Consider the following 21,059-nt stretch of genomic DNA (forward strand, 5'->3'; position numbering starts at 1 on the left):
TTAAAAAGTGCGGTGCATTTTTCAGTTATTTTTCAAACATAACGCTATCTCAAATGCGCTTCCAATAATGCCCTTAATTCATCTCCATCATGACAATGTTTTACAATCTCAAATAAATCCGTTGCTTCTTTATATTCACATTTCAAATACTGCAGCCATTGCTTAATGCGCGCCACATGGTAAAAACCACTGTCGTGACAATTTTCTAATGTGGCATATTTGCGCAAAATAGGCAGGATTTCAGACCAATTTAACGGCGCATCGTTATGTTTTAGCACACGGCTTAAATTGGGGATATTGAGCGCACCGCGACCAACCATCAGATCATCGCAGCCGGTTATTTCTAAGCATCGTTGCCCATCTTCCCAACGCCAAATTTCGCCATTGGCGATCACTGGAATATGGAGTTTTTGGCGGATTTCACCAATTTTTTTCCAGTTGATACGATCAGCGCGATAACCATCCGCTTTGGTGCGGCCGTGAATCGCAATTTCGGTGGCGCCACCTTGTTGCACCGCGTCAGCAATGTCGTAAGCAAAGTCGGTGGAATCCCAGCCTAAGCGCACTTTGACACTCACTACCTGTTCTGGTGGGACGGCTTGACGAATGGCTTTGGTGGCTTGGTAAATAAGTTCCGGTTGTTTTAACAAAGAAGCGCCGCCGTTGCTGCCATTGACGGTTTTCGACGGGCAGCCACAATTTAAATCAACGCCGTGGGAACCTAATTGAATGGCAAGTTCGGCATTTTCCGCCAGCCATTGGGGATGTTGTCCGAGCAGTTGCACACGTACTGGCGTACCGCTTGGCGTGTAGCCCTGTTGGAGTAATTCAGGGCAAAGACGATAAAACACTTTCGGCGGGAGGCGTTGATCCACCACACGGACAAATTCGGAAATGCACAAATCGTAATCGTTCACTTCCGTTAATAATTGACGTACGAGAGGATCAAGCACACCCTGCATCGGGGCTAAAATGACGCGCAAAGGTTATTTCCAACCTTTGGCTTTGCAAATCAAGTCGTATGCGGCTTGAATTTGCTGGGTTTTCTCTTTCGCCATTTCCATCATTTCCGGTGGCAACCCTTTTGCCACTAATTTATCCGGATGATTTTCATTCATTAAACGACGATAAGCACGTTTCACTGTGGGTTGATCGTCTGTCGCACTGACGCCAAGCACTTGATAAGCATCGTTTAAGGTTGGGCCGGAAGAGGATTGAGATTGCTGTTGATAGCCACCTTGGGAGCCGGAATGTTGCTCGTAGTAGCCGCCTTGTTGATAAAAACCGCCGCGTGCAAAGTGACGCGCCGCCATTTCCATTGCCAACATTTGCTCAAATTGAACGCGGGATAACCCCAGTTCTTCGGCAACAATAAAGAGCACGTCTTTTTCATTGTCATGTAAATGATCGTCAGAAAATGCGGCTTGAATTTGCACGGATAAAAACGCCCGCAATAAATCCGCACGTTGTCCGCACCCCAGACGAAATTCACGAATCACCTGACGAATCGGAAAATCCACCTGTTTGCCACGGTTAAATGCCTCTTGCGCTAAACGGCGACCGGCATCGTCTAGTTGCATTTGGTCCATTAAATGGGTCGCTAACAGAATGTCATTTTCCGTGACACGCCCTTTGGCTTTGCTTAAATGCCCCAACACCGCAAAGGTGGTTTGCATAAACAATAGTTGACGGGTGGTTTTCGTTTTGAAGAAAGAAGAATTGACTGTGCCCAGTTCATACAGTTTTTTGTCTGCAAGATGGCCAAGAAACACTCCCGCCAACATGCCAAAAAAACCGCCCAATCGAAAGCCGATTAAGGCACCTAAAAATTTCCCAATAAAATTCATTGTCGCTCCGTTAGGGTCAAAAAAGTGCGGTGGATTTTCTCAGCAAATTGAAAAACGCATGGAAAAACAACCGCACTTTCGCTTTATTTAATGCCGTATTGCTCACGATAAGCGCGCATTGCCGGTAAATATTGTTGGTATTCCGGTTGAGTTTCAATGAACGCCATCAAATCGGCAAAATCAATGATAGATAACACGTCGCATTGGTAATCGCGCTCGACTTCTTGAATGGCAGAAAGCTCACCGTTACCACGCTCTTGACGGTTTAAAGCAATTAACACCGCGCTTAATTGCGCTTCATTGGCTTGAATAATTTGCATGGATTCACGAATTGCCGTACCGGCAGTGATCACATCGTCCACCAACAACACCTTGCCACGCAACGGACTGCCGATTAAATTGCCGCCCTCGCCGTGATCTTTGGTTTCTTTGCGGTTAAAGCACACCGGTTTGTTAATGTGAAAACGGCTGAATAACGCAATAGATACTGCAGTAGCAATGGGAATACCTTTGTACGCCGGGCCAAAAATCATGTCGTATTGCAAACCGGCATCTTGTAAGGCTGCCGCATAAAATTCACCTAAACGGGCAAGATCGGCGCCTTGGTTAAACAAACCGGCGTTAAAGAAATAAGGGCTCACACGGCCGGATTTCAAGGTGAACTCACCAAATTTTAAAACCTGACGGGCAAGGGCGAATTCAATAAACTGTTGTTTATAGTTTTCCATCTTCCTATCCTTATTCTGCCAATGCCGCACGTTGGGTTTGGAAAATGACCTCACAGCCTTGTTTAGCGAGATCTAATAAGGTTAATAATTCCTCGTGGCTGAACGGTTCACCTTCCGCAGTGCCTTGCACTTCAATCATGCGGCCGTCTTCCATCATGACCACATTCATGTCTGTTTCTGCGGCGGAATCTTCTACGTATTCCAAATCGCATACAGCTTCGCCGTTTACGATGCCGACAGAAATCGCCGCCACCAAGCCTTTCAACGGATTTTTGCTTAATGTGCCGTTTGCCACTAAACCGTTCAATGCATCACATAACGCCACGCAAGCGCCGGTAATAGAAGCGGTGCGTGTGCCGCCGTCCGCTTGGATCACATCACAGTCCAATGTAATACAACGTTCACCAAGGGCTTCTAAATCCACCATGGCGCGTAAGGAACGGGCGATTAAACGTTGAATTTCTAAGGTACGACCGCCTTGTTTGCCTTTTGCTGCTTCACGTTGCATACGGCTGTGGGTTGAACGTGGCAACATGCCGTATTCCGCCGTGACCCAACCTTGTCCCTGTCCTTTTAAAAAGCGCGGCACGCCATCTTCCACGGTGGCAGTACACAACACTTTGGTATCGCCAAATTCCACCAGCACGGAACCTTCCGCGTGTTTGGTATAATGACGGGTGATTTTAATCGGGCGGGTTTGGTGGTTGGCACGTTGATTCGGACGCATGAAAAATTCCTCGTTAAGCAATAAAAAATCGCACCATTCTAGCACGCAAACTGACAGAAACGAAATTTGGCAGTACAATAGCACGCAAATTTTAGCGCCTAAAAATGAAGGAATTATTATGATTTATAGCATGACGGCATTCGCCAGTTTAGAAATCAAAAAAGACTGGGGAAACGCAGTTTGGGAAATCCGTTCGGTCAATCAACGTTATTTAGAAACCTTTTTCCGCCTGCCGGAACAATTCCGTAGTTTAGAAAACACCTTACGCGAAACCCTGCGTCAAAAACTCACCCGTGGCAAAATCGAATGTACTTTGCGTATTGATAACAAAAAACAAACTGCCGCCGAATTACACATTAACCAAGAACTCGCCAGCCAAGTACTGCAATCTTTGCAATGGTTGAAACAACAAGCGGGCGAAGGTGAACTCAATTTAACCGATGTATTACGCTACCCGGGCGTGGTGGAAGTGCCGGAACAGGATGTAGATTTAATCAGCCAAGATTTATTGGCGGCGTTTGAGCAAGTGGTCGAGGAATTTATCGCTATGCGCCAACGCGAAGGAGAGAAAATCCATACGTTGCTGACACAACGTCTTGAAGCCATCCATGAAGAACAGCAAAAAGTGCGGTCCAAAATGCCGGAGATTTTACAATGGCAACGCGAACGCATGTTGCAACGCTTTGAAGAAGTTCAACTGCAACCGGATCCACAACGTTTAGAGCAAGAGCTGATTATGTTGGCACAACGCATTGATGTCGCCGAAGAATTGGATCGTTTGCAATTACACGTCAAAGAAACGCAAAACATTCTGCGCAAAGGCGGCGCAGTGGGGCGCAAGTTGGATTTCATGATGCAAGAACTGAACCGTGAATCCAACACCTTGGCATCTAAATCCATTAATGTCGATGTGACCAATTCTGCCATTGAGTTGAAAGTGTTAATTGAGCAAATGCGCGAACAAATTCAAAATCTTGAGTAATTGATTGATATTTTTAAGGAAAGTACGATGGCCTATTCCCTTTTAACGGCACAACAGGACGACATTATTTGCCCGTTAACGCACTACTCACTGATTGAAATTGTGGGCACGGATGCAGAAAAATATTTGCAGGGTCAACTCACTTGCGATGTCACTAAGTTAGCAGTTGGCGAATCCACGCTGACCGCCCATTGCGATCCGAAAGGCAAAATGAGCGCGCTGTTCCGTTTAATTCGTCAAAATGAACAGACCTTTTATATGCTGTTAAAGAGTGAATTACTGCCATCGGCGCTGGATCAACTGAAAAAATATGCGGTATTTTCCAAAGTCACTTTCACGCTGTTAGATTGGCAAATTCTCGGCGCAGCCGGCGCAAAAGGCATCGAAAAGTGCGGTCTATTTTCTGCGCAAATTCGCATTGATGTAAATGGCCAACAGCCGCGCGTGATTTTACTCAACCCGACTCGTTTAGCCCTCGAACCTACTGTTGAAGCAGAAGCTTGGGATTTATTGGACATTCAAGATGGCGTGCCTGGTTTAGCGGCAGCAACCCAATTAGAATTTATTCCGCAAGCATTAAATCTGCAAAACATCGAACAGGCAATTTCCTTCCAAAAGGGCTGTTACATCGGGCAAGAAACCGTGGCGCGTGCCAAATATCGTGGTGCCAATAAACGCGCTTTATTTATTTTCGCAGCACAAACACAAAGTCTGCCGGAAATCGGTTCTGCATTGGAAATGGCACTTGGCGATAACTGGCGCACCACGGGCACCATCACAAGTGCGGTTAATTTTCACGGTGTTTTGTGGTTGCAGGCCGTGTTAAATACGCCGTTGGAAGAAGGTCAGGCGTTCCGCTTGCCTAACTGCCAAACCTTGCTCGATATGCAACCCTTGCCTTATGAGTTAAGCTGATGAAAGTCGGATTGGTATTAGAAGGCGGCGCCATGCGCGGGATGTTCACCGCCGGCGTGTTGGATGTCTTCTTGGATGAACAGATTCACATTGACGGCATTGTTAGTGTGTCTGCCGGTGCATTATTCGGTGTAAATTTCCCTTCTAAACAAAAAGGCCGTGTCCTGCGCTACAACAAAAAATACCTCAACGACAAACGCTACATGGGATGGCACAGCCTGTTCACCACAGGCAATATCGTCAACAAAGATTTCGCTTTTTATCAGCTACCTTTTGAATTGGACGTGTTCGATCAAGCCGCATTCGCCCGTTCGGGTATCGACTTTTACACGGTGTTAACTAACGTGGAAAGTGGTGAAGCGGAATATGTGAAAATCCATGATGCCTTTGAGCAAATGGAAACCCTGCGTGCCACCTCCGCCATGCCTTTCGTGTCGAAAATGGTGGAAATCAACGGCAAAAAATATTTAGACGGCGGCATTGCGGACAGTATTCCGTTGCGTTTCTGTCAACAGTTGGGCTACGACAAAATCATCGTCATTCTCACCCGCCCATTGGATTACCGCAAAACACCGACCAATCCGCTGATTTTTAATGCTTTTTATCGCCGTTACCCAAAACTGGTTGAACGCCTGAGCAACCGCTATGCGGACTATAACCGTGCGGTGGAAGAGGTCATTCGTCTTAACGAACAAGGCGAGATTTTTGTTATTCGCCCTTCTGTTACGCTGCCTATTCGCCGTATTGAAAAAGACGTCGCCAAAGTACAGGCAATGTACGACTTAGGGGTGCGTGACGGACAAGACATTCTGCCGGCACTGAAAGCCTATCTGGCTAAGTAAAAACCTGAAAAAATCCACCGCACTTTTCCCATTTTTCGCACAAATATTGTTGCAGAAATGTTAATAATTCTTTAGACTAGCGCCCGCAAATCTAATTTGTAATTTCATTTATATCGCAAGTTTGTGTATAGGAAATGACAAAGCCCTTCTTTTGAGCCTTTTCTCATTGTTATACCTTCCTTGTAATACTTTCATTCACTTTAATAGGATAAAAAATGAACGAAGTTTTACAACAGTTCAAACAACAATATTTGATTAAATATTGGAATCCCGTTATCGCCGTTATCGCCGCCGGTTTAATCTCGGCCTATTATTTCGGCATTACCGGCACCTATTGGGCAGTCACCGGCGAATTTACCCGCTGGGGCGGTCATGCACTACAAACCTTGGGCATCGATGTTTCCGATTGGAGTTACTACAAAATCATCGGCATGCAAGGCACGATTTTTACTCGTGTTGATGGCGTGATGATCTTAGGCATGTTTGCCGGTTGTATCTCCGCAGCATTGTGGGCAAATAATGTGAAATGGCGTAATCAGCCACACAAACGCCGTATCGTGCAAGCCTTAATCGGCGGTGCTATTGCCGGTTTCGGTGCACGTTTGGCGATGGGCTGTAACCTTGCCTCGTTATTTACCGGCATTCCACAATTTTCTGTGCATGCGTGGTTTTTCACCATTGCCACAGCACTTGGAACTTACGCCGGCGTAAAAGTCACTTTATTGCCGATGTTCCGCGTGAAATTGGAATTGAAAAAAGGCGCAGCAAAATTACAAGAAAGCGATCCGAAAAGAGCACAACGCCGTTTTTGGATTGGCATGGTAGTTTTCCTCGCTTACCTCATCGCATCCCTTTATGTGATGACTCAGTCCGTCAAACTGGGCTTCGCCATGCTATGCGGTTTAGCTTTCGGTTTACTTATCGAACGTGCGCAAATCTGTTTCACTTCTGCATTCCGTGATCTTTGGGTAACCGGTCGCGCTTACATGGCAAAAGCTATTATTTTCGGCATTCTAGCTGGCACCATCGGCGTGTTTAGTTACATTCAATTAGGTGTTCCGGCAAAAATCATGTGGGCAGGTCCAAATGCGATTATCGGCGGTTTATTGTTCGGTTTCGGCATTGTATTAGCCGGCGGTTGTGAAACCGGTTGGATGTACCGTGCGATGGAAGGTCAAGTACACTTTATGTGGGTGGGGATCGGCAACGTTATCGGTTCTACCTATCTAGCCTACGCATGGGACGATCTCGCTCCGGCTTTGGCCCTTGACTACGAAAAACTGAACTTATTAAAAGAATTTGGTCCGGTCGGCGGATTATTAGTGAACTACGGTTTATTGATTCTCTGCTTAATTGCTGTCGTCTGGTGGGAAAAACGCTTCCTTGCCAAAGCAAAAGCCAAAATCGCTGCTTTCGCACAGGCGTAAAAGTGCGGTTTGATTTGACATTATTTTTATTTCACAGAAGGAAAACACACTATGGCATTTACCGTTGTGCACAAATTAGATAAAGATCCAAAAGACATCGTGCCGGATTACACCATCGACACGGTAGGCGAACCTTGCCCATACCCGGCTATCGTCATGCTGGAAAGCATGCCTGAGCTCAAAGAAGGGGAAGTGTTGGAATTGTTAAGCGACTGCGCACAATCCATCAACAACATTCCGGTGGATACCAAAAACCACGGTTATACGTTATTAAGCATAGAACAAGATGGCACCAAATTACGTTATTTGATTCAGCGTTAATCAATGTTCAGAAAAGCAAAAGCCCGTTTTATACGGGCTTTATTTTTTCCCAAAAGAAAGCATGAGATAAGTCCTTTAAAAAATTGACTAAACCTATCACAAAATTTGCACATTTCCTCAACACATCACCCGAAAAAACGCTAGAATAGGCTGCTTTTTTTAAGATTCATCACAACACATTGATTTCGGGGGAACAAGATGGAAGCTCAGGGGGCGGGCGATTTAATTCGCGTTGTCACGTTATTAGGCGCGGCTGTTGTGGCAGTGCCATTATTTAAACGTATCGGTTTAGGTTCAGTGCTGGGGTATTTAGCTGCGGGCTTAATAATTGGCCCCTTCGGCTTGAAATTAGTGACCGATTCTCACGCCATTTTGCACATTGCAGAATTTGGTGTGGTGATGTTCCTGTTCATGATCGGTTTGGAAATGAAACCGTCCCATTTATGGAGCTTACGCAAACAAATTTTCGGGCTCGGCAGTTTACAAGTGGTGATATCCGCTCTGTTAATGACCCTCGTTTCCGTACAATTCGGCATTTCTTGGGAGGTGGCCTTTATTTGTTCTTCCGGTTTCGTGCTTACCTCCACCGCCATCGTGATGCAAGTGTTGGGAGAACGTAAACGCCTGTCCACCCGCCCGGGACAAAAAATGGTATCGATCTTATTATTTGAAGATTTGCTGATCGTGCCGTTACTGGCTATCGTGACCTACCTTTCCCCACTCGAAACCGAAAGCACCATTTCTTGGTGGGAATCCGCCACCATCGCCTTAATCGCGTTAGCCATCCTTGTGCTTATTGGACGTTTCATTTTGAATCCGGTATTCCGTATTTTAGCCGACTCCAAAGCGCGTGAAGTGATGACGGCTGCCGCCTTATTTGTGGTATTGGGTTCGGCATTACTGATGGAAGAAGCGGGCTTATCACAAGCCATGGGCGCCTTTGTCGCGGGTGTTATGCTATCGGAATCGGCTTTCCGCCATCAATTGGAAGCCGACATCGAACCGTTCCGTGGTTTATTGCTTGGGCTATTTTTCCTCGGCGTGGGAATGTCACTCAATCTCACCGTCGTGGCTGAAAACTGGATGCTAATTGGCATCGGCGTATTCGCCTTAATGCTGACAAAAGGTATCTGTATTTATCTCGTTGCCCGCGCAGCGAAAAGCACGCACAAAACGGCCATGGAACGTGCTTTGCTCATGGCTCAAGGCGGAGAATTTGCTTTTGTTTTGTTTGCTCAAGCCTTCAACCAAAAAGTGATTGATGAAACCGTCAATGCCAACATGACCGCAATCGTGGTGCTATCCATGGTATTAACGCCTATTATGTTGGTTTTGTATGAAAAATTCGCCCCCAAACCGACTGCAGAAGAATTACCAGGCGATGAAATCGACGAACAACATCCAATTCTCATCGTCGGCATGGGACGTTTCGGTCAAATCGTGAATGACTTATTACGCTTAAGCGGCTACGCCACCACTATTGTTGATTTGAACCCGAACATGATCAAAGGCTTCAATGAATACGGCATTAAATCCTATTTTGGCGACGCATCTCGCCGCGAATTTCTCATCGCTGCCGGTTTAGAACAAGCAGAAATATTGGTCATCGCCATTAATAATAAAGAACAAGCAGAAAACATCGTGCACTTTGCTCGTGAAGTGAATCCGAACATTAAAATCATTGCTCGTGCTTACGACCGTTTCAGCACCTTTGCCTTACACGAAGCCGGCGCAGACGAAATTATCCGTGAAACCTTCGATGCTGCCGTACGTGCGGGTAAACGCGCGCTGGAAACATTAGGCATGGAGCCGGAATTAGTGAAAGAAATCGGCGACTATTATTTTGATGCGGATCGCCATGAAGTCGCCCTCATGTCACAGGTTTATGATCCCAACATGGGGTTATTCCAAAACCCGCTCATGCGCGATATTGCCCGCGAATGCGATCAAAAAATGGCGGCCGACATCCAAGAAATCATTCTGAGAGCGAAGGAAAAAGAAGAGGAATAAAACATCCCCAAACAGACCGCACTTTTCCCCCTTAAAGTGCGGTCGTTTTTTATCTGTTTTTATGTCAATTTTCCTCTCACAACAAAATCCGCTGGAAACCCACCGCACTTTATGGTATAAAGCACGCCGTTATTTTGCTGTTTAAAAGTAACGTTTATTTTTTAATCAATTTACTAAAACACACACATATCAGAAAGGCTAAATCGGGGTGCCAAACGGTCGATTGGCTGGATATGTGGAGGCTAAACCCCAAACAAAAGGAAAATTATTATGGCACAAGTTTCTATGCGCGATATGCTTCAAGCAGGCGTTCACTTCGGTCACCAAACTCGTTACTGGAACCCAAAAATGAAACCATTCATTTTCGGACCACGCAACGGCGTTCATATCATCAACCTTGAAAAAACCGTTCCAATGTTCAACGCAGCATTAGCTGAGTTAACCCGCATTGCGAGCAACAACGGTAAAGTATTATTCGTTGGTACCAAACGCGCAGCGACCGATGCAGTGCAAGCAGCAGCATTAGACTGTCAACAATACTATGTAAACCACCGTTGGTTAGGCGGTATGTTGACCAACTGGAAAACAGTTCGTCAATCCATCAAACGTTTAAAAGATTTAGAAACGCAATCTCAAGACGGCACTTTCGACAAATTAACCAAAAAAGAAGCGTTAATGCGTACCCGTGAGATGGAAAAACTTGAATTAAGCCTTGGCGGTATCAAAGAGATGGGCGGTCTTCCGGATGCATTATTCGTGATAGGTGCAGACCACGAACATATCGCAGTGAAAGAAGCAAACAACTTGGGTATTCCTGTATTTGCTATCGTTGATACTAACTCTAGCCCGGACGGCGTAGATTTCGTTATCCCAGGTAACGATGACGCAGCACGTGCAATTCAACTTTATCTTTCTTCTGCTGTTGCAGCGATCAAAGAAGGTCGTGGTAACGAAGCAGCGGTTGCTGAAGAATTAGCGCAAGCCGCAGAATAATTCGAGCGATTGCGATAAGGCGTAAGCCCTTATTAATCAGACGATTAATTAATGAGCAGGGGGCTAAATAGCTCCCTGTATTTTTTAGAGCTAAAAGTGCGGTCTTTTTCCACCGCACTTTAACCGACAGAGGATTTTAAAATGGCTGAAATCACAGCATCATTAGTAAAAGAACTGCGTGAACGTACCGGCGCAGGCATGATGGAATGTAAAAAAGCATTAGTTGAAGCAAACGGCGACATCGAATTAGCCATCGACAACATGCGTAAATCTGGTCAAGCAAAAGCGGCGAAAAAAGCAGGTCGTGTTGCAGCTGAAGGTGTTATCCTTGCTCGCGTACAAAATGGTTTCGGTGTATTAGTTGAAATGAACTGTGAAACCGACTTCGTAGCAAAAGATGCCGGCTTCTTAGGTTTAGCCAACGAAGTGGCAGACTACGCGGCAGCCAACAAAGGCGCAACTATCGAGCAACTTCAAGCACAATTTGAAGAAAAACGTGCTGCATTAGTGGCGAAAATCGGTGAAAACATGACCATCCGTCGTGTTGCTTACATCGAAGGCGATGTTGTAGGTTCTTACTTACACGGCGCGAAAATCGGTGTATTAGTGGCTGGTAAAGGCGCAGACGATGAATTGTTAAAACACATCGCAATGCACGTTGCAGCAAGCCGCCCAGACTACGTTAACCCAAGTGATGTTCCGGCTGAAGTGGTTGAACACGAACGCAACATCCAAGTGGATATCGCAATGCAATCCGGTAAACCACGCGAAATCGCAGAAAAAATGGTTGAAGGCCGCATGAAGAAATTCACCGGTGAAGTCTCTTTAACAGGTCAACCATTCGTCATGGATCCATCTAAATCCGTTGGCGATTTGTTAAAAGAAAAAGGTGCCGACATCTCTAACTTCATCCGCTTAGAAGTGGGCGAAGGTATCGAGAAAGTGGAAACCGACTTCGCAGCAGAAGTAGCGGCAATGTCCAAAGCTTAATTGAACATTTGAGCAAAAAAGCAGGTGTAAAAGCCTGCTTTTTTATTGCCTGTTGTTCCGAAATCCTCCTTACAGCAATTCTGTTATATCCCATTTCCTTTTCTTCTAAAATCGCCTACAAAATCCCACAAAGTGCGGTGGGAAATCTGCTAAAATAAACACCGGTTTTTTATCGACGAAAGGGCGACATCATCGAAAATTGGCAACGCGGTTTCGTACTACATCGCAAATCTTACAGCGAAACCAGCTTATTGGTAGATTTACTGACCGAAGATTTCGGGCGTATCAGCGTATTGGCAAAAGGCGCACGGGCAAAGCGTTCCATGCTAAAAGGCGTGTTACAACCCTTTACGCCGTTACTGCTACGTTGGAGCGGTCGCGGCGATCTGAAAATTCTCACCAAAGCAGAACCTGCTGCCATTGCCTTGCCATTACAAAATGTTGCCTTGTACAGCGGCTTTTATTTAAACGAACTCATTTGCCGCGTATTGGAACCGGAAACAGCCTATCCGCAATTGTTCCAACACTATTTGCAGTGTTTAACGCACTTAGCCGTATCGCAAACCAATGTGGAACCAGCGCTACGCACCTTTGAGTTTCAACTCTTGCGCACCTTAGGCTATGGCATTGATTTCACTCATTGCGCAGGCTCCGGCAAAGCCGTGAAAGCGGACATGACCTATCGTTACCGCGAAGAAAAAGGCTTTATTGCTTCCTTAATCAAAGATAATTTAACCTTTTACGGGCGGGAATTATTGGCCTTTGAACAAACCCAATTTGACGAACCCTCTGTATTATCGGCAGCCAAACGGTTTACACGCATTGCATTAAAACCGTATTTAGGCGACAAGCCCTTGAAAAGTCGAGAATTATTTACCCAACACAGCTTATATTCAAAATAACATGGCATTACTTTACAGCGACACCAAACCAAAGAAAAAGACCGAAAATTTCACCGCACACATTCTTTATTTGGATTATCAAGGCTTAGGCGTGACTAAAATTAACGGCAAAACCTGGTTTATTGAAAACGCGCTGCCGCAAGAAAGCGTAGAAGTTCGCGTATTGGAAGAAAAACGCCAATACGGTCAAGGTGTAGCACAGCATATTTTACGCCCAAGTCCTCAGCGCCAAACACCGCCATGCGTTTATTTTGAGCAATGCGGGGGGTGCCAAAATCAACATATTCCCATTGAATTACAACGTTCTGCCAAACAAACTGCATTGGTTCAACGCTTATCCCGTTTACAGCCGGTGCCTATTCATTTCACGCCGTTATTGCACGGTGAGCCTTGGCATTACCGTCGTCGGGTACGTTTAAGCGTATTGTTTGACAGTAAAAATCGCAAACTGAATATCGGCTTACGGCGTAAAAATTCACAGCAAATTATTCCTATCGACCATTGTTTGGTGTTGGAAAAGCCGCTGAATGATTTATTGCCCAAACTGACCGCACTTTTCGAGCAATGGACAACGCCACAACAACTGGGGCATATTGAACTTGTTGCGGCAGACAATGGTATCGCCATGTTATTACGCCATGTAAAAAACATTACTGAAATCGACCGCACTTTATTATTACGGTTTGCCGAACAACACCAACTCATGTTATTTGTACAAGAACATGACAGCATTGAACATTGGTATGGCGAACAGCCTTATTACCGTTTGGGCGATGACATCACGTTGCAATTTGATATTCGCGATTTCATTCAAATTAATGCACAATTAAACCGTCAAATGATCGCAACGGCGTTAGACTGGTTGGAGCTTAACCAACAAGATCATGTGTTAGATTTATTCTGTGGCATGGGCAACTTCACCTTACCGATGAGTCGCAAAGTAAAAAGTGCGGTAGGAATTGAAGGTGTTTCTGCGATGGTGGAAAAAGCCCGCGCCAATGCCGAACGAAACGGTTGTCATAATGTCCAATTTTACCGAACTGATTTGGATAAACCCTTTATCAGTCAAGCGTGGACGCAGCAACCCTTCAATAAAATTTTGCTCGACCCGCCACGCACAGGTGCCGCATTTGCTTTAAATGCGCTCTGTCAGTTACAGGCTGAAAGCATTCTGTATGTTTCTTGCAATCCTGCAACACTCGTGCGAGATACGGAAATCTTGCGTGACGCAGGCTATCAATTGGATAAAGTCGCCATGATCGATATGTTCCCACAAACCGGTCATTTAGAGTCGATAAGTTTATTTCGAAAAAGATAAGGATTCGTTATGGTCGCTGTGAGAGGATCTCATTTATTAAATCCTAAAGATTTTGAGATTGAAAAATGGTGCGCTAACTTGAATGTCGCGGAAAATGTCAAAGCCAACTTAATGACGGCATGGCATTATTCGCAACAGAAAATGACCTTGCGTGCCGAGCATCAGCAGGAAGAAGCCCATTTGCTGACGTTCGGCGTGGAAATGGTGGAAATCCTCAACAGCTTAAACATGGATGCCGATAGCTTGTTCACCGCCATGCTCTTCCCTATTGTCCGCGATCAACTTGTGGATTTAGCCCAAATTGAAGAAGATTTCGGCGCTAATATCAGCAAACTGGTACGCGGTGTTATCGAAATGGACAATATCCGCCAACTCAACATCACCCATTCTGCCAGCAGCTTACAGGTGGATAACGTGCGCCGAATGTTGCTCGCCATGGTAGATGATTTCCGCTGTGTGATTATCAAATTAGCGGAGCGTATCGCCTTTTTGCGTGATGCCGAAAAAAATTATACGGAAGAAGAACGCGTCCTCGCCGCCAAAGAATGTGCCAATATTTACGCCCCGCTTGCCAACCGCTTAGGCATCGGACAGCTCAAATGGGAACTGGAAGATTACTGTTTCCGTTATTTGCACCCGGAACAATATCGCGCGATCGCCAAATTATTAAAAGAACGCCGCCTTGACCGCGAGCAATATATTACTGATTTTGTTACCGAGCTTTCCGGTTATTTACAAGAAAATATTCCCCAAGTGGAAGTGTACGGTCGCCCTAAACACATTTACAGCATTTGGCGAAAAATGCAGAAAAAGCACTTAGAGTTCAGTGATTTATATGATGTCCGTGCGGTGCGCATCGTCGTGCAAAAATTACAAGATTGTTACACCGCACTTGGCATTGTGCACACCCACTTCAAACATCTGCCAAAAGAATTCGACGATTACGTCGCCAACCCGAAACCGAACGGCTACCAATCTATTCACACCGTGGTGTTGGGTAAAGGCGGCAAACCGATCGAAGTGCAAATTCGTACCCAACAAATGCACGATGATGCCGAGTTGGGCGTTGCGGCACACTGGAAATACAAAGAAGGGGCCAGCGCCGGTCGTTCCGGTTACGAAGAAAAAATCGCCTGGCTACGCAAACTCTTGGCGTGGCAAGACGATATTACCGATTCCGGTGAAGTTATGGCGGAATTACGCAGCCAAGTGTTCGATGATCGCGTGTATGTCTTTACACCGAAAGGCGAAGTCGTGGATTTGCCTACAGGCTCAACACCACTCGATTTTGCCTACGCTATTCACAGTGAAATCGGCCACCGTTGTATCGGCGCCAAAGTGGGCGGACGCATTGTGCCGTTCACCTATCAGCTCCAAATGGGCGATCAGGTAGATATCATCACCCAGAAAAACCCGAACCCGAGTCGTGACTGGCTCAACCCTAATCTCGGCTTTACCCACACGGCAAAAGCCCGTGCGAAAATTCATGCGTGGTTCAAAAAGCTGGATCGCGATAAAAATATTCCGGCCGGCAAAGAATTGTTGGAAAGCGAAATTAACCGCCTGGGCATCAGCTTAAAACAAGTAGAACAACAAGCCTTGCCGCGTTATAACCTGAAAAACCTCGACGATTTATATGCAGGCATCGGCGGTGGTGATATTCGTATCGGGCCATTAATCAACTTCCTGCAAAACAAATTCATCAAAATCTCCGCGCAGGAAGTGGATGAAGAAATCTTGCGTCACGTCAGCACCAAAAGTGCGGCCAACGCCCAACAAAAAACCGAACGCAAAGACTGCGTTATCGTCGAAGGCGTCGGCAACTTAATGCACCACATTGCACGTTGTTGCCAACCGATTCCGGGCGACAGCATTGTGGGCTACATCACCATGGGGCGTGGTATTTCCATTCACCGTTGTGATTGCGAACAATTCCTTGAGCTACAAAGCGTTCACCCGGAACGTGTGGTGGAATCCCGTTGGGGCGATAATTATTCTAACGGCTTCCATCTCAACATTCGCATTGTGGCGTCAGATCGCAACGGTTTATTGCGCGATATCACCACCGTACTGGCAAACGATAAAATCAGCGTACTCGGCGTGTCTTCCCGTACGGATACGAAGCGCCAAGTGGCAAACATCGACATGCAAATTGAACTCAACAATGTGGAAATGTTGAGTAAGATTCTATCCCGTTTGGAAAAACTGGATGATGTCATTGAAGCTAAACGCCTCTAATAACAATAAATAAACAAAGGAAAACCTAATGGACAAAACGACGGGGCTAACCCACTTAATCAAATCCACTCAATATTCCATGCAAGGCTTAAAAAGTGCGGTCAAATATGAAACGGCTTTTCGCCACGAGCTTTTTTGCTGCCTTTTCATGATTCCCTTGGCATTATGGCTTGGCGATGATGCCATTGAAAAAGCGCTGATGATCGGCAGCGTGTTACTAGTATTGGTCGTGGAACTGCTCAACAGCGCCATTGAGGCCGTAGTGGATCGTATCGGCACCGAGCGCCACGAACTCTCCGGTCGCGCCAAAGATCAAGGCTCAGCTGCGGTATTTATTGCGTTAGTTATCGTCGCAATCACCTGGGCGTTTATGTTGTTTAATTAAAAAGTGCGGTCAAAACTGACCGCACTTTGATCTGTTCCCGTAGCGTGCAACTCATTGCACGAAATCAATGGAGATTCTGTGGCGTTAAAGCAAGCTAAAATAGCGAACACATTTTGTTAGGAAACACCTTAAACCGTCTCCTTTATTTTTGCCTGAAGCCCTGCTATGGCTTTGCATTCCGACTCACTATGTTTTCCCTTAATGGCGATGGATTGTAAAAACGCTTTGATATCTTGTAATTGTGAAATTTTTTCTTCCACCAGCGTCAGTTGCTTAAGCACCAATTTGTCCGCATGATAATGATTAGCGGTGTGAAATTTGAGTGCATTGAGTTGTTTAATATCTTCTAAAGAAAAACCTAGCGTACGGCAGTTTTTAATAAAAATAAGCTGCGTTATGCTTTCTTCGTCATACGATCGATAACCGTTAGCCTGTCGTTTTGGTTCCGGTAAGACGCCTTGTTTTTCATAGTAACGAATGGTTTCTAAGTGAATCCCGGTACGTTTACTCAGCTCATTGACTTTCATTTCTTCCTCCCCAAAAATTTTTACCATTCTAACAAAAAATACTTGACCCCGTAGTCCCTACGGGCTTTAAGCTGTTCTGCACTCAAACAAATTAAGTAAGGAAGGAACGAGATGCCACATCAACACAAACATTCACACGCTCATACACCAACAAATAAAAAGATTTTAAGCACCAGTTTGGTCATTATCAGCAGCTATATGATCATCGAGTTTTTAGGTGGCTATTATTTTAATAGCCTCGCCTTAATGGCTGACGCCGGGCACATGGCAAATGACAGTCTATCGTTGCTCCTCGCCCTCATTGCTTTGTTTTTAAATGCACAAAACCAAAAAAGGTTCGCGCTGTTAAATGGTACTTCTCTGATTGTGGTGGCAGTATGGATTTTGGTGGAAGCGACAGAACGTTGGCAATACCCAACGACAATGTTGGCGTTGCCTATGCTAGGCGTTGCCATCACTGGACTCTTGGTAAACATTTTCGTAGCTTGGCTAATGATGAAAGGCGATCATGAAAACTTAAACATCAAAGCCGCCTATTTACACGTATTAGCTGACCTGTTTGGCTCTCTGGTGGCAATTATCGCCGGATTAAGCGCATGGCTACTAAACTGGCAATGGGTTGACCTTGTCGCCAGCAGTATTTTAAGCCTACTAATATTGCGAAGCGGTGCTTCTGTTGTCTATCAAGCCTGTAAAGCATTACGAAACAATGAATCGCATTTTGATACAACACCACACCAACATTAAAAAACTGTAACAAAAAAGACCGCACTTTTATCAAGTGCGGTCTTTTTCTTTTGTGTTTTTATCCTCTAACCTTTCTTATCCAACAAGCGAATATAACGTGTAGCCGATAACCATGCGCCGATGTAACCCATAATGACGCAAACCACGAGTAAGAAAAGGAATTCCACCAATCCTAAACCGTTTAAGTTGAAACTGACGGCAAAGATATCGGTCACATATTTCACTGCACCGGTGAAATAGCCAATGGTGAGGCTACTGAAAATACACGCGAAGAAACCGCCCAGTGCAGCATAAATCATGCCGGTGTAAAGGAACGGGCGCAGGATGAATTGATCAGTGGCGCCAAGCAATTTCATCACTTCAATATTCGATTGATTGCTGTAAACATCAGCGCGAATACTGTTGCCGATCACCAAGAAAACCGCAACCGCCATCAACAGGGTACAAAAAATTGCCACATGTGCAACTAGCCACGTCAGTGCGGTCAGTTTTTCCAGCCAATCATTATCCAAACGGACTTCTTGAACACCTTTGATTTTATCCAAGTTTTCCCGTAATTCATTGCGTTTTTGCGACTCGTTAAATGCTTTGCTTGGTTTAATCATCACCACCGCCGGCAACGGGTTGTCATCCAACACGTCCAACTCTTCGCTAAAACCTGACCAATGGCGAAACTCGTTCAAACTTTCCTGACGGGAAATATAATTTAGTGATTCAACCCCTTCTTGCTGACGGATTTTTTCCACCACCAAATTGGCATCCTCTTCCGACAAGTTTTTATGTAAATACACGGTTAGTTCACTTTCGGGGTAAAACTGCGTGGTGGCGTGATGAATATTTTTCCAAAGCAAATAGCTTACGGTCGGAATCGTTAAAGAGACGGCGATCACCAACACGGTTAACAATGTGGCAAACTTACGTTTCAATAAGTCCGCCAACACCGCACGCAACACGTACACACTTTGCACGCCAAAAGGGAAATTCAGACGAAAACTCATGTTACCTCCTAGCGTAAATAACCTTGCTCAAGTACAAGGCAAGGCTTCGGTTTTTGTTGCACGATGCCCATGTCATGGGTGGCGATTAACACCGTCATACCGAGACGATTGAACTCTTCAAACAAATTGAAAATTTCTAAAGAGAGTGCACTATCTAGGTTCCCGGTAGGTTCATCTGCCAACAATAATTGCGGTTTATGCACCACGGCACGCGCAATATCAATACGTTGTTGCTCACCGCCGGACAAATGCACAGGCAAGTGATTTGCACGATCACGTAATCCCACACGATCCAATGCCGCCAACGCACGGCTATTGGCATCTTTCGGATGCTGTCCGGCAATAATCAACGGCAGCGCCACGTTATCCAAGACGGAACGATCCGACAATAAACGATAATCTTGATGCACCATGCCAATTTGACGGCGTAAAAATGGCACTTCATGACGGGATAAGCGGGTAATGTCGTGTCCGTTAAACCAAATTTGCCCGCCATTGGCACGTTCCATGCCCATAATTAATTTCAGCAGGGTACTTTTCCCCGCACCGGAATGCCCCACCAAATAGGTCATACTGCCTACCGGTAAATGAAAGCTTAACCCTTGCAGCGCCGGTTTTCCGCCCAAATACGCTTTACTCACATTTGCAAATCGAATCATTTTTCTTCTCTAAAAAAACACGTCATTTTTGAACCGCACTTTATTCCTCTTCATGAGCAAATAAAGCGTCAATAAATTCTTCTGCGTTAAATTCGCGTAAATCTTCAATTTTTTCACCTACGCCGATATAGCGGATCGGCAAATTAAACTGGTCGGCAATGGCAAAAATCACGCCGCCTTTGGCTGTGCCATCCAATTTAGTTAAGCTGATGCCGGTAAGCCCAACGGCTTCGTTAAATAACTTAGCTTGGCTAATGGCGTTTTGACCGGTGCCCGCATCCAACGTCAGCATAATTTCATGCGGTGCACTTTCATCGTATTTTTTCATCACGCGCACGATTTTCTTTAGCTCGTCCATCAAGTTATTTTTATTTTGTAAACGACCGGCGGTGTCGGCAATAAGCACATCAATATTGCGTGCTGCCGCCGATTGCATCGCATCAAAAATCACCGATGCCGAATCGGAACCGGTGCTTTGTGCCACCACCGGAATATGATTACGCTCGCCCCACACTTGCAATTGCTCTACTGCGGCGGCACGGAAGGTATCGCCCGCAGCCAACATGACAGATTTGCCTTCCATTTGGAATTTACGCGCCAGTTTACCGATGGTGGTGGTTTTACCTACGCCATTCACCCCCACCATTAAAATCACATAAGGCTTTTTGCTGCCATCAATGCGTAATGGTTGCGCCACCGGTTTTAAGATCTCGCCCATTTCCAATTTAAGTTGTTGGTATAAGGTATCTGCGTTTTGTAACTGCTGACGGGTCGCATGTTGCGTTAAGTTATTGATAATTTTTGTGGTGGTCGGCACGCCGATATCGGCAATGAGAAGTTGTTCTTCCAATTCTTCAAACAATTCATCATCGATTTTTTTACCGAGGAAGAAACTGCGGAAGCCTGCCCCGATGTTTTGTTTGGTTTTTACCAAGCCTTTGAGTAATCGGCTAAAAAAACCACCCTCGCTTGGTTTTTCCTGTGTTTCTACGATGTCGGCAACGGCGCTTTCTTCTTCGAATTCTTCCGCTTCAACAACAGATTCATCTTCAATATTCACCGCACTTTCGACTTGTACTTCTGCTTCGCTCTCAGAAAGTGCGGTTAAATTTTCTAGCGTTTCTTCAATAGATTGAGTTGACTCATCTGATGGCGCAAGCGTCCGCGCTTGTGCCGCTGCGTTTTCCTCTTGAGAGGTCTCTACTTGAACGTCATGGCTTTCAGGCACAAGCGTGGACGCTTGCGCCATTGATGTATCTTCCGTTAATGTATTTTCGGTCTCTGCTTCATCTGAAAGTGCGGTCGTTTTTTCTGCCGTTTCTTGCACTTCAGATTCATTAGGGAGCTGTTCTTTTGACGCCGGTTCTTTCGGTTCCATTGATTCTCCTTGTTTATTTTTGCTTAATCCGAACCAAGACCAAAATCCGCCTTTTTTCTTTTCATCTGACATAAATTGCCCACTCTTGTTTAAACTTGATAAAATGCTGCTCATTCTAGCAAAAA

Annotated in this window: 21 protein-coding genes; 13 read left to right on the top strand and 8 right to left on the bottom strand. The window is 45.4% G+C overall.

Annotated elements, in window-relative coordinates; translation table 11 throughout:
- Positions 1-44: 44 nt before the first annotated feature.
- From dusC to rph, 4 genes are all read right to left on the bottom strand, one after another.
- Positions 45-983 (bottom strand): tRNA dihydrouridine(16) synthase DusC, encoded by a 939-nt coding sequence (gene dusC, locus J5A60_RS07850; RefSeq protein ID WP_212510002.1) that lies wholly within the window; start codon positions 981-983, stop codon positions 45-47.
- Positions 984-986: 3 nt separating this feature from the next.
- Positions 987-1,847, bottom strand: a complete 861-nt coding sequence (gene djlA / locus J5A60_RS07855; protein WP_109104138.1) for a co-chaperone DjlA — start codon at positions 1,845-1,847, stop codon at positions 987-989.
- Positions 1,848-1,930: 83 nt separating this feature from the next.
- Positions 1,931-2,575 (bottom strand): orotate phosphoribosyltransferase, encoded by a 645-nt coding sequence (gene pyrE, locus J5A60_RS07860; protein WP_109104139.1) that lies wholly within the window; start codon positions 2,573-2,575, stop codon positions 1,931-1,933.
- A 10-nt stretch (positions 2,576-2,585) separates the two neighbouring features.
- Positions 2,586-3,302, bottom strand: a complete 717-nt coding sequence (gene rph / locus J5A60_RS07865; protein ID WP_109104140.1) for a ribonuclease PH — start codon at positions 3,300-3,302, stop codon at positions 2,586-2,588.
- Positions 3,303-3,420: 118 nt separating this feature from the next.
- Between rph and J5A60_RS07870 the strand changes: the two genes are divergently transcribed.
- The 12 genes from J5A60_RS07870 (at position 3,421) to J5A60_RS07925 (ending at position 16,625) form a co-directional block, all read left to right on the top strand.
- Complete coding sequence (locus J5A60_RS07870; protein ID WP_109104158.1) at positions 3,421-4,284, top strand: YicC/YloC family endoribonuclease; 864 nt, start codon at positions 3,421-3,423, stop codon at positions 4,282-4,284.
- Between the two features lie 27 nt (positions 4,285-4,311).
- Positions 4,312-5,199 carry a folate-binding protein YgfZ gene (locus tag J5A60_RS07875; protein WP_109104141.1) on the top strand — a complete coding sequence of 296 codons (888 nt, stop codon included), beginning with the start codon at positions 4,312-4,314 and terminating at the stop codon, positions 5,197-5,199.
- Positions 5,199-6,041 carry a patatin family protein gene (locus J5A60_RS07880; protein WP_109104142.1) on the top strand — a complete coding sequence of 281 codons (843 nt, stop codon included), beginning with the start codon at positions 5,199-5,201 and terminating at the stop codon, positions 6,039-6,041. The genes J5A60_RS07875 and J5A60_RS07880 overlap by 1 nt, the downstream gene beginning before the upstream one ends.
- A gap of 215 nt (positions 6,042-6,256) precedes the next feature.
- Positions 6,257-7,468, top strand: coding sequence for a selenium metabolism membrane protein YedE/FdhT (yedE, locus tag J5A60_RS07885; RefSeq protein ID WP_109128857.1), 1,212 nt, complete (start codon positions 6,257-6,259; stop codon positions 7,466-7,468).
- Between the two features lie 51 nt (positions 7,469-7,519).
- Positions 7,520-7,789 (top strand): sulfurtransferase-like selenium metabolism protein YedF, encoded by a 270-nt coding sequence (gene yedF, locus J5A60_RS07890; protein WP_212510003.1) that lies wholly within the window; start codon positions 7,520-7,522, stop codon positions 7,787-7,789.
- Positions 7,790-7,987: 198 nt separating this feature from the next.
- Positions 7,988-9,799, top strand: a complete 1,812-nt coding sequence (locus tag J5A60_RS07895) for a monovalent cation:proton antiporter-2 (CPA2) family protein (RefSeq protein ID WP_212510004.1) — start codon at positions 7,988-7,990, stop codon at positions 9,797-9,799.
- Positions 9,800-10,069: 270 nt separating this feature from the next.
- Entirely contained in the window at positions 10,070-10,792 is a 723-nt protein-coding gene (rpsB, locus tag J5A60_RS07900) for a 30S ribosomal protein S2 (RefSeq protein ID WP_048750720.1), read from the top strand.
- Positions 10,793-10,933: 141 nt separating this feature from the next.
- Positions 10,934-11,782, top strand: a complete 849-nt coding sequence (gene tsf / locus J5A60_RS07905; protein ID WP_212510005.1) for a translation elongation factor Ts — start codon at positions 10,934-10,936, stop codon at positions 11,780-11,782.
- A gap of 188 nt (positions 11,783-11,970) precedes the next feature.
- Positions 11,971-12,684, top strand: a complete 714-nt coding sequence (recO, locus tag J5A60_RS07910) for a DNA repair protein RecO (protein ID WP_109433045.1) — start codon at positions 11,971-11,973, stop codon at positions 12,682-12,684.
- 1 nt (position 12,685) lies between these two features.
- On the top strand, positions 12,686-14,002 hold the full coding sequence (rlmD, locus tag J5A60_RS07915) for a 23S rRNA (uracil(1939)-C(5))-methyltransferase RlmD (RefSeq protein WP_212510006.1): 1,317 nt from the start codon (positions 12,686-12,688) through the stop codon (positions 14,000-14,002).
- Between the two features lie 9 nt (positions 14,003-14,011).
- Positions 14,012-16,240 (top strand): GTP diphosphokinase, encoded by a 2,229-nt coding sequence (relA, locus tag J5A60_RS07920; protein WP_212510007.1) that lies wholly within the window; start codon positions 14,012-14,014, stop codon positions 16,238-16,240.
- A 28-nt stretch (positions 16,241-16,268) separates the two neighbouring features.
- Positions 16,269-16,625 carry a diacylglycerol kinase gene (locus J5A60_RS07925; protein ID WP_048750715.1) on the top strand — a complete coding sequence of 119 codons (357 nt, stop codon included), beginning with the start codon at positions 16,269-16,271 and terminating at the stop codon, positions 16,623-16,625.
- Between the two features lie 128 nt (positions 16,626-16,753).
- On the opposite strand, the gene J5A60_RS07930 is transcribed toward J5A60_RS07925, so the two are convergent.
- Entirely contained in the window at positions 16,754-17,152 is a 399-nt protein-coding gene (locus J5A60_RS07930) for a MerR family transcriptional regulator (protein WP_212510008.1), read from the bottom strand.
- A gap of 111 nt (positions 17,153-17,263) precedes the next feature.
- Between J5A60_RS07930 and J5A60_RS07935 the strand changes: the two genes are divergently transcribed.
- A complete protein-coding gene (locus J5A60_RS07935) occupies positions 17,264-17,899 on the top strand; it encodes a cation diffusion facilitator family transporter (RefSeq protein WP_212510009.1) in 636 nt (211 codons plus the stop codon).
- A gap of 65 nt (positions 17,900-17,964) precedes the next feature.
- Here the strand turns inward: J5A60_RS07935 and ftsX are convergent, their stop codons facing one another.
- Genes ftsX through ftsY form a run of 3 tightly spaced genes read right to left on the bottom strand, consistent with a single transcriptional unit; the run spans position 17,965 to position 21,006 of the window.
- Positions 17,965-18,897, bottom strand: coding sequence for a permease-like cell division protein FtsX (gene ftsX, locus J5A60_RS07940; RefSeq protein ID WP_212510010.1), 933 nt, complete (start codon positions 18,895-18,897; stop codon positions 17,965-17,967).
- A gap of 8 nt (positions 18,898-18,905) precedes the next feature.
- Entirely contained in the window at positions 18,906-19,556 is a 651-nt protein-coding gene (gene ftsE, locus J5A60_RS07945) for a cell division ATP-binding protein FtsE (RefSeq protein ID WP_212510011.1), read from the bottom strand.
- A gap of 40 nt (positions 19,557-19,596) precedes the next feature.
- Positions 19,597-21,006: a signal recognition particle-docking protein FtsY gene (ftsY, locus tag J5A60_RS07950; RefSeq protein ID WP_109104159.1), complete on the bottom strand. Its 1,410-nt coding sequence runs from the start codon at positions 21,004-21,006 to the stop codon at positions 19,597-19,599.
- Positions 21,007-21,059 lie beyond the last annotated feature (53 nt).

Origin of the sequence: Aggregatibacter sp. oral taxon 513 (assembly GCF_018128305.1) — a bacterium.
Classification (GTDB): domain Bacteria; phylum Pseudomonadota; class Gammaproteobacteria; order Enterobacterales; family Pasteurellaceae; genus Aggregatibacter; species Aggregatibacter segnis_A.